The organism is Plantactinospora sp. CNZ320 (assembly GCF_002846275.1).
Map to the genome: position 1 here is coordinate 3,173,286 of NZ_PJMP01000001.1, position 11,787 is coordinate 3,185,072.

The 11,787-nt window shown below is 71.0% G+C and carries 6 protein-coding genes and 2 tRNA genes; all 8 read right to left on the bottom strand.

Translation table 11 applies throughout. The features are described 5' to 3' along the window. Positions 1-103: 103 nt before the first annotated feature. A tRNA-Ile gene (locus tag CLT71_RS13875) sits at positions 104-177 on the bottom strand. Between the two features lie 214 nt (positions 178-391). Further along, positions 392-1,732, bottom strand: coding sequence for an FAD-dependent oxidoreductase (locus CLT71_RS13880; protein ID WP_101371432.1), 1,341 nt, complete (start codon positions 1,730-1,732; stop codon positions 392-394). A 14-nt stretch (positions 1,733-1,746) separates the two neighbouring features. Further along, positions 1,747-3,936: an MMPL family transporter gene (locus CLT71_RS13885; RefSeq protein WP_486483256.1), complete on the bottom strand. Its 2,190-nt coding sequence runs from the start codon at positions 3,934-3,936 to the stop codon at positions 1,747-1,749. A gap of 163 nt (positions 3,937-4,099) precedes the next feature. After that, positions 4,100-4,172: transfer RNA gene (locus tag CLT71_RS13890), tRNA-Asn, on the bottom strand. A 455-nt stretch (positions 4,173-4,627) separates the two neighbouring features. Further along, a complete protein-coding gene (locus CLT71_RS37455) occupies positions 4,628-4,885 on the bottom strand; it encodes a hypothetical protein (RefSeq protein WP_199187595.1) in 258 nt (85 codons plus the stop codon). Between the two features lie 155 nt (positions 4,886-5,040). Further along, positions 5,041-6,048, bottom strand: coding sequence for a sugar phosphate isomerase/epimerase family protein (locus CLT71_RS13900; protein ID WP_101367472.1), 1,008 nt, complete (start codon positions 6,046-6,048; stop codon positions 5,041-5,043). A gap of 303 nt (positions 6,049-6,351) precedes the next feature. Continuing rightward, on the bottom strand, positions 6,352-8,487 hold the full coding sequence (locus tag CLT71_RS13905; protein WP_101367473.1) for a ThuA domain-containing protein: 2,136 nt from the start codon (positions 8,485-8,487) through the stop codon (positions 6,352-6,354). A 79-nt stretch (positions 8,488-8,566) separates the two neighbouring features. Beyond that, positions 8,567-11,443, bottom strand: coding sequence for a PQQ-dependent sugar dehydrogenase (locus tag CLT71_RS13910; protein WP_486483676.1), 2,877 nt, complete (start codon positions 11,441-11,443; stop codon positions 8,567-8,569). Positions 11,444-11,787: the final 344 nt, after the last annotated feature.

An 11,787-nucleotide genomic window follows, 5' to 3' on the forward strand; every position in this document is an offset into this window, starting at 1 on the left:
TACAACCGGCCACCCCTGAACAGGCATGACGCGGTTGTACCCAGGTTGTACAGAGATCAACTCGAACGCCTACGGCAGTGCCATTTCTCCTGGTAAAGCGTAGTGGGGCGGGCGGGACTCGAACCCGCGACCGAGGGATTATGAGTCCCCTGCTCTAACCTGCTGAGCTACCGCCCCGCAACGGGCGCCGGGATAGTAACCCGGCACGGCGTCGACCGGCCACCGACATGCGGCGCCCACCCGTGAAGATCGAGTCGGCCTGCCCGGCCCACCGGATCGCTCACCGGTTCGGCACCGTTCCGACGGCTCCGGCACGGCGAGGATACCAATCGGGATCGACATCGCGGCGACGCCGAGCGGCGGCCGGCTCCGCACCCGGCTCGGGACGAGGTCAACCGCGCAGGTACCCGTCGATCGCGCCGGCCGCCCGCCAGCCGCTGGCCAGCGCGCCCTGCCCGGAAGGGCTGGCCCGGTGGTCCCCGGCCACGAAGACCCCCTCCCCCAGCGCGACCGGCTTGCGCAGCCGTCCCTGCGGTGCCGGCGCGGCCGGCAGCGCCTCCGGCACCGGAATGGTGGTCAGGTGCTCCCAGTCCTCGACCCGGCGGCCGTAGAGCCGGGCCAGCTCGGTCCGGACCACCGGCTCGGGCGGCACCATCGGCCCGGCCACCGAGGTCGCCACCAGGTGCCGCCCGGCCGGGGCGTACGTCGGTGCGGCGTGGCTCACCACCACCGTGTTGGCGACCAGTTCCCGCCGGTCCCCGTCGAGCAGCAGGATCGGCTCGTTCAGCGGCGGCTCGGCCGTCGAGTGGTAGTAGGTGGTCAGGCTGTGCATGCGTACCCGGCGCAGCGGCGGCAGCAGGGCGCTGGCGGTACCCGGATCGGTGGCGACGAGCACGGCCCGGCAGCGGACCGCTCCGGCCGAGGTGCGGACAAGTCCGGGTCGCACCGACGTAGCGGCGACACCGAGCGCGATCAGCGACCCCGGCAGCGGGGCGGCGACGGCCTCGGGCAGCGCCCCGATCCCGGCCGCCGGCAGCCCGATCCGGCCCCGGACGAACGATCGGACGATCATCGCGAAGACGTGGCTGGAGGTGTGCAGCTCCCGCTCGCCGAAGACGCCGGAGAGGAACGGCCGGAGGAGTTCCTCGACGATCCGGTCGGAGAGCCCGGCCCGGCGCAACGCCGTCTCGGTGCTGGTCTCCGGGGCCGCGAGCAGCCGGTCGACCGGATAGCCGGCACAGCGGGCCGCCAGCGCCGCGAGCCGGAGCCGGTCCGTGGCCCGCCCGACACTGCTGATCCGGCGTACGTCCGCGAGCCGGCCGCCGAGGGCCCGCTCGGCATCGCGCCCCTCCGGTACGTCTCCGAGCCGCCCGAGCCCGGCCGCGTCGGCGAGACCGGTCAGCACCGTACGGGCCGCGCCGAACGGGTCCCGCAGCGGGTGGACCATCCGGTGCAGGGTCTCGCCCCGACGCACCAGTACGCCCTGGGTGAAGTAGCCGAGTTCCAGCGAGGGCAGGTCCACCAGCGCCGACAGCCGCGGATATCCGGTGTTCACCACCTGGAAGCCGCGATCGATCAGGTAACCGTCCACCGCCTCCGTACCGACCCGGCCGCCGAGCTGGTCGGCGGCCTCGACCAGCAGCCAGGGCGTACCGGCCCGGTGCAGTCGACGGGCGGCGGCGAGCCCGGCCAACCCGCCGCCGACGATCACCACATCGGTCTGCGCCGGCAACCCGGTCACGCCGCTCACCGGGTGTCCGGGTGGCCCCGGATCCGGGAGAGCCTGGACGGCCACCAGACCGCCGGCCCGATGTCGTAGGCGAGCGCCGGCACCAGCAGCGAGCGTACGACGATGGTGTCCAGCAGGACGCCGAGCGCGACCGCCAGGCCCAGCTCGATCAGGATCACCAGGGGCAGTACCGCAAGTGCCGAGAAGGTCGCCGCCAGCACGAACCCGGCCGAGGTGATCACCCCGCCGGTGACCACCAGCCCGCGCAGTACCCCGGACCGGGTGCCCCGCTGCACAGACTCCTCCCGGACCCGGCTCATCAGGAAGATGTTGTAGTCGATGCCGAGCGCGACCAGGAAGACGAACGCGAAGAGCGGGAACGACGCGTCGACGCCGGGGAAGCCGAAGGCGTACCGGAAGATGAACGCGCAGAGCCCGAGGGTGGCCAGGAACGACAGCACCACGGTGAGGATCAGCAGGATCGGCGCGAGCAGGGACCGGAGCAGCAGGGCGAGGATCACCGCGATCACCCCGAGTACCGACGGGATGATCACGTTCCGGTCCCGGGTGTTGGCGTCGGCGGTGTCCACGCCGATCGCGGCCGAGCCGCCGACCACCGCGTCCGCGTCCGGCACCGCGTGTACGGCGACCCGCAGCTCGCGTACCGTCTGCTCCGCCTCGGCGCTGTCGGCCGGCGCCGTCAGGGTGGCCTGGATCTGGACCCGGCCGTCCACCACCTTCGGCGGCCCACCGGACGCACCCGGAGCATTCCCCGGAGAGCCCGGAGTACCCCCGGGAGTACCCGGAGAGCCCGGAGGGGGTTGTGCACCGGTCGCGTTCGGGTCGACAGCCGGAATGGTCCGCACCTCGGCCACCCCCGGCACGGTGCGGGCCGTCTCCGCGACCCGGTCGGCCGCGCCGGCCCGCGGGAAGATGGTGACGGGGCTGCCCAGCCCACCCGGGTAGTGCCTGTCGATCACCTCCTGGGCGCGGACCGAGTCGGTCTTGTTGGTGAACAGCTCGGACTGGCTGAGCCGGGTGTCACCGAGCTGCGTCAGGCCGAGGCCGAGCACGATCAGGGCGAGGGTGGTCACCACCCAGACGAGCCGGGCCCGGCGGGCGATGAAGTGCGCGACCGGTTTCCACAGCCGGCCGACACCTGCGGTCTGCTCGACGTACGGCGACCGGGGCCAGAACGCCCAGCGCCCGCCGAGCAGCAGCAGCGCGGGCAGGAAGGTCAGCATCACCACCAGGGTGGCGCCGATGCCGACCGCCGCGACCGGCCCCATGGCCTGGTTGGAGCTGAGGCTGGAGAGGAGCAGGCAGAGCAGGCCGGCGATGACCGTACCCCCGGAGGCGAAGATCGCCGGGGCTGCTCCCCGCCAGGCGGCGAGGATCGCCGTGGCGGTGTCGTGGTGCCGGCACAACTCCTCGCGGTAGCGGGCGATCAGCAGCAGGGCGTAGTCGGTGCCGGCCCCGAAGACCAGCACGGTGAGGATGCCCTGGGCCTGCCCGTTCAGCGTGATCACGCCGTTCTTGGCCAGAAAGTAGACCGCCAGGGCGGCGAGCGCGTACGACAGACCGGCGGCCAGCAGCGGGACGACCCAGAGCACCGGGCTGCGGTAGACCACCAGCAGGATGACGAAGACCACCCCGAGGGTGACCAGCAGCAGCGGCCCGTCGATCGACGAGAAGACCTCGATCAGGTCGCCGAGCATTCCGGCCGGGCCGCCGACCACGACGACCTGGCCGGGCTCGGCGCCCTGCCCGGCGATCCGGCGCAGTTCGCCGACCGCCTCGCGGGTCCGGTCGTCCTCGGCGTTGTCGATCGGCACGATCACCTGGAGCGCCTTACCGTCGGCGCTGGGTATCGGCGGCGGCAGTGGCGTAACCACCCCCGGTACGCTGCCGAACCGGGCCACGTCGGCGTCGACCCGCTGCCGGTCGGCGTCGGTGACACCGCTGTCCCGGGCGTAGACCACCAGCGCCGGTATCGTCGGCCGCTCGACGAATCCGGCGGCCAGCCGTTCGCCCCGGGTCGCCTCGGCGTCGGACGGCAGGAACGCCGCGTTGTCGTTGGTGGCGACCTGGCTGAGCCTGCCCGGGTACGGGATCGACACCGCACCCACCGCGAGCCAGCCGACCGCGACCAGAGCGGCGACCAGCAGGGCAGCCCGGCGCCGCGATCCAGCCATTTTCCCACCCATCCGTCCCGTGCACGTCCGTGCCGCCCGGCTGCCGCGCCGTCGGTCCGGGCGGGTGCGTCACGAGGAACGACCGCCACCGTGGGCCAGCGGATGTGGAGGCCGGACGGACCCCCGGATATGACGATGCCCGTCGGCGGGGCCGACGGGCGGGATGTTGGAAAAGCTCCCCCGTTTGGACTCGAACCAAAAACCTGCCGGTTAACAGCCGGCTGCTCTGCCAATTGAGCTACGGGGGATCGCATGTGCCGGCACTGGATCTCTCCGGTGCCGTGCGACGGGACAAGAGTACAGGACGAGCGGGGGTGTCGGGCTACCGGGTTATCGCTGAGGCACCCCCGGCAGTTATCCGGACAAAACGGCATGGGGTCCACCACCAGGCATGACATCGGTGGAGGATGGGTACGGACCTGGGGGACAACAGACGACGCAGGCGCGACACGGTCGCCCAACGGGAAGCCGGGGGCGCTGACCGCGTCAGAATACGGAGAGGAGCCGTCATGCGCGGAAAGCTTTGGTTCGTCGGCGGGCTGGCTGTGGGCTTCGTCCTCGGCGCCCGCGCGGGCCGGGAGAGGTACGAGGAGCTGGTTCTCAAGGGGCGTCAGGTTCTCGACCACCCGACGGTGCAGGAGGCGGCCGGGGTGGCTCAGGCCCAGGCCTCCCGGCTGTACAGCGAGGGCAAGGACCGGCTCAGTCACACCAGGTTGGGCGAGAAGATCGCCCTGGGCAACGACAGCTCGTCCGGGTCGGACAGCGACGACAGCGGTCGTCCGAACGCGACCACCGGGTCGGGCACCACGTCCGGGTCGGGCACCACGTCCGGATCGAGCACCACGTCCGGGTCGGGCACGGCAACCGGATCGAGCACGACGTCCGGATCCAGCACCAAGTCGGGATCGGGCACGAAGTCCTCGACGACCGCCCCCGCCTCCCGGGCGGCGTCGGGAGCCAACGGCACCACCTTCTGAGCACGTGCACCACATCGCGTGAACGGCGCGGGGCCGACCCGGGATCGGGTCGGCCCCGCGCCGTTCGCCGTACGCGAAGCCGTCGGCCGACAGAGCCGTGCTCACCCGCCGGCCGGTACGCCCCGGCGAGGCTGCCGGCTCACTCCTTGCTGCTGAACGCGGCGTCGAAGGCCGCGCTCGGGGCGTCGAAGGCGAGCCGGCGGACGAACTGCAACGCCTCGGGCGCCCCGACCAGCCGGTCCATCCCGGCGTCCTCCCACTCGATCGAGATCGGGCCGTCGTAGCCGATCGCGTTCAGCGCCCGGAACGAGTCCTCCCACGGCACGTCGCCGTGCCCGGTGGAGACGAAGTCCCAGCCCCGGCGCAGGTCCGCCCAGGGCAGGTGGGACGACAGCCGGCCCCGCCGCCCGTCCCCGGTACGCACCTTGGCGTCCTTGCAGTCGACGTGGTAGATCCGGTCGGCGAAGTCGAAGATGAAGTTCACCGGGTCGAGTTCCTGCCAGACGAAGTGCGACGGGTCCCAGTTCAGCCCGAACGCCGGCCGGTGCCCGATCGCCTCCAGGGTCCGTCGGGTGGTCCAGTAGTCGTACGCGATCTCGCTGGGGTGCACCTCGTGCGCGAACCGTACGCCCACCTCGTCGAAGACGTCGAGGATCGGGTTCCACCGGTCGGCGAAGTCCTGGTAACCCTTCTCGATCATCGACGGCGGTACCGGCGGGAACATCGCCAGGGTGTGCCAGATCGACGAGCCGGTGAACCCGACGACTGTCTTGACGCCCAGTTTCGCCGCCGCCCGCGCGGTGTCCTTGATCTCCTCGGCGGCCCGTTGCCGGACCCCCTCCGGCTCCCCGTCGCCCCAGATCCGGGCCGGCAGGATGTCCTGGTGGCGCTCGTCGATCGGGTGGTCGCAGACGGCCTGCCCGACCAGGTGGTTGGAGATCGTCCAGACCTTGAGGTTGTACTTGGCCAGCGTCTGGCGCTTGCGGTCGACGTACGAGTCGTCGGCGAGCGCCTTGTCGACCTCGAAGTGATCACCCCAACAGGCGATCTCCAGGCCGTCGTAGCCCCACTCGGAGGCGAGCCGGCACACCTCCTCGAACGGTAGGTCGGCCCACTGGCCGGTGAAGAGCGTGATGGGTCGCGCCATGGTCTTTCTCCCTGTTGGTCACGCGGGATTCGCGACTGCGCCGCAGGCGGCGCCGGTGGACCGGGGCGAGGGTGACCGTCCGGAACGGTGGCGGAAGCACCCCGGCGGTGTGGTCGGCACGTGCGCAGCCGCACCCGGGCCGGGCGGGTTGCGCCTCCCGCCTGGTCGCCGGCCATCACCGGGGATCGCCACGACCACTCTAGGCCGTGCCGCCCGGCGCAAGGAAGCCCCGACCCCACGACCGGCCCCGTGGGCGGGCCGGTCGTAGGAGGCCGGGCGGGGCGGGGACTACCGCCACTCAGTTCAGGGCAGCGTCCACCTCTGGTTGGCGGCACCGGCGATGCAGTCCCACAGGTGTACGTCCTGGCCTTCCGCCGAGCTGTTGTTCGACACGTCCAGGCACTTGCCGGAACCCGGGTGGCGCACGGTTCCGTCGGCCTGGGCGGCCCAGTTCTGTGCTCCGGTGGAGTTGCAGGTCCAGAGCTGGATCCTGGTGCCGTTCGCCGTGCCCGAGCCGGAGACGTCGAGGCACTTGCCCAGGGTCCGCAGGGTCTGGCCGCTGCGGGTCCAGGTCTGCCGGGCCGAGTTGGCGACGCAGGTGTTGATCTGTGCCTGCGTACCGTCGGCGGTGCCGCCCCCGTCGATTTCCAGGCACTTTCCGGCCAGCCCGACGACCGGCCCGGTTCCGGTGCCGCCGGTGGACCTGACCAGGGTGAACTCGTCGACGTCGTAGAGCCCGCTGCCGGACCCGGCGACGGTGAGGTAGAGGTTCCCGGTGCCGCTCGGCAGGCCGGTCAGCCCGGTGCTCACCTCGGCGTACCTCTCCCAGCCGCCGGTGTTGGAGATCGTCGCGCTGCCGTGCACCGGGCCGGTCGGCGAACCGGTCCGGATCTGGAGGGTGCCGCCGGCACCGCCGGAGACGACCCGGGCCCGCAGCGAGGTGACCCCGGTCAGGTTCTGCCCGTTGTACGCCGCCCAGTCGCCCGGGTCCAGGTACCCGATCGTCGAACCGCCGTTGGCGCCGGTCTTGCCGACCACCTGGACGCCGCTCTGCGCGCTGAACGCCTCGGCCTGGACCGTGGTGTTGCCGATCGGGTCCGGGCCGCCGCCGAGTTCCTTGATCCGGATGTTGCGGAACGAGACGTCGTCGCCGGTGCCGTGGTTCTGGATCCCGATGTGCCCGGCCAGCGACCGCGCCGGGTCGGTGTTGGTGAAGTCGTTGATCAGCACGCCGTTGAGGTAGATCCGCAGGCGCTCCCCCTCGACCAGCAGCTCGTAGCCGTTCCACTCCCCCGGCGGGTTGAGCGCGGCGTCCCGGGCGGCGATGTCGGCGGACTTGAAGGTGTAGACCGCGCCTGTGGTCCGGTCCGCCCCGTCGGTGGCGTCGATCTGGATCTCGTAGCCGTTGTCAACCGCAGACCAGGGGTCCGACGACGGCGGGAAGCCGATGAAGACGCCGGAGTTGTCGTCACCGGCCATCCGCCAGTCCAGCTTCAGCGAGTACGAGCTGAACTGCTTCGCGCTGTACCAGAACAGTCCCATGCCGCCGACCGAGGTGAGCGTGGCGTCCGAGTTGGTGAAGCTGCCCGGCCCGGCCTGGGACCAACCGGTGGTGGAACCGTTGTAGAGGGTGGTGTAGCCGGACTCGGGCCGGCAGTCCGCCCTGCTGCGGCCGGCCGCGTACCGGATGCCGCCGAGCAGATGCGCCCGGAACGCCGGCTCGGCGTACGACGCCTGGGTGTGGCCGCCGCCGGTGTAGAAGGACCGGCCGCCCTCGTACGTCTTGCACCAGGCGTGCGGGTGGTCCGCCCCCATCCCGCCACCGGAGTACGACGACTCGTCCAGGGTCGCCAGCACCCGGGCGGTGGACCGGGCGTTGCTGCGGTAGTTGTACCACTCGTCGGTGCGGGTCCAGGTCTGCGGCAGGTGTGCCGTTGCCGCGTGGCCCCGGTCCACCGCCTTCACGTTGGCCTGCTGGATAGCCGGGTGCGAGGCGAAGTACGCCCCGACCAGGTTGCCGTAGAACGGCCAGTCGTACTCGGTATCGGCGGCGGCGTGCACCCCGACGTACCCCCTGCCGCTGCGGATGTACGACTCGAAGGCGCTCTGCTGGCTGGCGTTGAGGGTGTCGCCGGTGGTGTTCAGGAAGACCACCGCCTCGTACTGGCCGAGGTTGGCGGTGCTGAACGCGGCGGCGTCCTCGGTGGCGGTCACGGTGAAGTTGTTCGCCGCGCCGAGTTCCCGGATCGCCTGGGTACCGGCGGCGATCGAGTCGTGCCGGAAGCCGGCGGTCTTGGAGAAGACAAGTACGTCGTAGGGGGCGTCGGCGGCGCTGGCCGGACCGGCCGGCACCGTGCAGGCCAGCACCGCGAGGGTGCTGGTGGCGATGGCGAGGCTGGGCCGGATCGTCTTCCGGCCTCTGCTGCGGAACAGTCGCATCGTCGCTCTCCTCCTGAGGGCGGTGAGGAAGGGCCCCCGCATCTACAAAATGCGATAAGAGGGGGCCCTTCCTTTCAGGTCAGGGCAGGGTCCACTTCTGGTTGGCGGCGCCGGCTATGCACTCCCAGAGGTGCACGTTCTGCCCGTCGGCGGAGCTGTTGTCGGAGACGTCCAGGCATTTGCCCGAGCCGGGGTTGCGCACCGAGCCGTCGGCCTGGGGTGCCCAGTTCTGGGCGGCGGTGGAGTTGCAGGTCCAGAGCTGGATCTTGGTGCCGTTGGCGGTGCCGGAGCCGGAGACATCCAGACACTTGCCCAGGGTACGCAGGGTCTGGCCGTTCCTCGTCCAGGTCTGGTGGGCCGATCCGGTGCAGCTCCAGATCTGTGCCTGGCTGCCATCAGCGGTGCCGCCGGCCTCGATCTCCAGGCACTTTCCGGCCAGCCCGACGATCGGCCCGGTGCCGCCGCCGGAGTTGCCGGTGTTGAGGGTGAAGGCGTCCACGTCGTAGAGGGCACCGGTGCCGGAGCCGGCGAAGGTCAGGTAGAGCGTGGTGGTGCCGGCCGGCGGGTTGCTGATCGTGCCGGCGACGGTGGTGAAGGAGTCCCAGGCGCCGGTGACCGGGACGGTGGCGCTGCCGAGTACGGTGCCGGTGGCCGAGCCGGCCCGGATCTGGAGGGTGCCGCCGGCGCCGGCCGACGAGACCCGGGCACTGAACGAGGTCACGTTCGCCAGGCGGTACGGGGTGAACGCGATCCAGTCCCCGTTGTTGATGTCACCGACCGTCTGGCCGCCCTCGGCGGTGGTCTTGGTGAACCTGTTCACCCCGGACGAGGTGCCGTAGTGCTCGGCCTGCCGGTGCTTCGGGGTCAGCTGGTGCTGGGCGTGCGTGGTCAGCCCGCCCCGGTCGGTGTACTCGGCGTCGAAGATCGGGAAGATGTTCGCCGCGTCGTCGTGCTCGCCGTCGACCGGGATGGTGATGGTGCCGGTGCAGCCGGTGGCCGAGGTGATCAGGTGACCGTGGCTGTCGTGCCCGAGGACGTAGTTCATCTTTGCCCGCGAGCAGTCGATGCTGCCGTCCTCCGGGTCGGTGATCGTGATCGAGAAGGGCACCGTCTCGCCGAAGGCGACGAGCTGCCCGCTGGCCGGGGCGGTGATCGTCACCGTCGGCGCGGTGTTGCCGACCCCGATGGTGACGCTGGCCGTGCCGGTGGCGCCGGCCGGGTCGCGTACGGTGAGCGTCGCCGTGTAGGTGCCGTTGACGGTGTACGTCTTCGTCGGGTTCGCCGCCGTCGACGTGCTGCCGTCGCCGAACGCCCACGAGTAGCTCAGCGCCCCGCCCTCGGGGTCGGACGAGCCGGCCGAGGAGAAGTTCACTGTCAGCGGGGCGATCCCGGAGGTCGGGTTGGCGCTGGCCACCGCGACCGGAGCCCGGTTGCCGGCGCCTACATAGTCGAACCGGTACAGCGCCGAGTTGGCGTCCCCGTTGAAGTAGCCGGTGCCGTAGTCGAGCACGTAGTACGAGCCGTCCGGGCCGAACGCCGAGTCCATCACCTGCTTGCCGACCCACGGAAAGGTGTCGATGGTGCCGGGCGAGCCGTCGGCGTTCAGGTGGATCGGCTTGATCCAGCCCCGGCCGAACTCGGTGGCGAAGAACTGACCGTCGAAGGACTGCGGGAACTTGGTTGCCGACGGGTTCGACGCGTCGTACCGGTAGACCGGGCCGGCCATCGGCGACTCCGAGCCACCACCGAACGCCGGTGGGGTGCCGGCGTCACCCGCGTACCGGATCCAGGCCGGGCGGGCCGCCGGCAGGGTGGCCTGGCCGGTGTTCCGGAACGAGTTGTTCGTCGGCCCGCCGGTGCAGTTGTACTTCGCCCCGCTCGGCCCGCTCGGGAAGGTCCACTCGTTGTACGTCTCGGTGCTGGTGTTCGTCCCCGTGCAGTACGGCCAGCCGTAGTTGCCGGGCGAGGTGATCCGGTTGAACTCGACCTGCCCGCTCGGTCCCCGGTTCGGGTTGGTCGAGCCGGCGTCCGGGCCGTAGTCGCCGACGTAGACGTGCCCGGTGGCCTTGTCCACACTCATCCGGAACGGGTTGCGGAAGCCCATCGCGTAGATCTCGGGTCGGGTGTTGGCGGTGCCGGGCGCGAAGAGGTTCCCGCTCGGGATCGAGTACGTCCCGTTGGCGTTCACCTTGATCCGCAGGATCTTGCCCCGCAGGTCGTTTGTGTTACCGGCCGAGCGCTGCGCGTCGTACGCCGGATAGCGGTTGGTCCGCTCGTCGATCGGCGTGTAGCCGGCGGACTCGAACGGGTTGGAGTCGTCCCCGGTGGATAGATAGAGGTTGCCGGCGGCGTCGAAGTCGATGTCGCCGCCGACGTGGCAGCACATCCCCCGGTCGGCCGGCACGTCCAGCACGGTCACCTGGCTGCCCATGTTGAGGGTGAAGTCGGCGTTCAGGGTGAACCGGGAGAGCCGGTTGACCCCGGCGAAGGGCGCGAACTGCGTCGCCGTGCCGGTGCCCGGCGCGTCACCGGCCGGGGTCGACAGCGGTGGGGCGTAGTAGAGGTAGATCTGCCGGTTGGCGGCGAAGCCGGGGTCGACGCCGACGCCCTGCAACCCCTCCTCGTCGTGGGTGTAGACCGGCAGCGTGCCGAGTACCGCCGTGTTGCCGGCCGCGTCGGTGCGGCGCAGCGTGCCGTTGCGGGCGGTGTGCAGCACGGAGCGGTCCGGCAGCACCGCGATGGTCATCGGCTCGCCCACCTCGGCGACGCCCCGGGCCAGGGTCACCTGCTGGAAGTCGGAGGCGGTGATCGGGTGCGCCTCGGCGGGGGTGGCCGGGGTGATCACCGCCGGGAGCGTGGTGACGGCCAGCAGCAGCGCCGCGCCGGAGGCCCACCGCCGTCGGGCGGCAGGGGCTCGCGCGACAAGTTCAGCAGCGGCGCCGGGCAGACCGGCCATACGGTGGCGGGGCGGATGTGGGTGGTCGGTGGAAGACATGGTCGTGCACTCCCGTCCTGAACAGTTGCGTACAGGCAGGGCGCTCGCCGTCGCGCCAGATGCCGTCGGGGGTGGATCTCCGCCCGGGGGCCGCCGTTCCCGCCAAGCCACGACCGTGGACCGGCATGGGCACGCCGGTACGTCGATCGCTGTCGTGGGCAAACCGCGCCGTCGGTTACCTCGACGTAACAACTCTGAGCTGTGCTCGACACAGTAATTTCCATATGTTGATGTGTCCATACCTTCTGCCACGTCAACATGAACTTTTGTCGATGCGGTGAAAAGTCGCGCCGACCCGATCTCCC

What these genes read in the sequence shown, in the direction of transcription:
- CLT71_RS13910 (WP_486483676.1), bottom strand. Translation starts at nt 11,443, where the DNA reads ATGGCCGGTCTGCCCGGCGCCGCTGCTGAACTTGTCGCGCGAGCCCCT.
- CLT71_RS13905 (WP_101367473.1), bottom strand. Translation starts at nt 8,487, where the DNA reads ATGCGACTGTTCCGCAGCAGAGGCCGGAAGACGATCCGGCCCAGCCTC.
- CLT71_RS13885 (WP_486483256.1), bottom strand. Translation starts at nt 3,936, where the DNA reads ATGGGTGGGAAAATGGCTGGATCGCGGCGCCGGGCTGCCCTGCTGGTC.
- CLT71_RS13900 (WP_101367472.1), bottom strand. Translation starts at nt 6,048, where the DNA reads ATGGCGCGACCCATCACGCTCTTCACCGGCCAGTGGGCCGACCTACCG.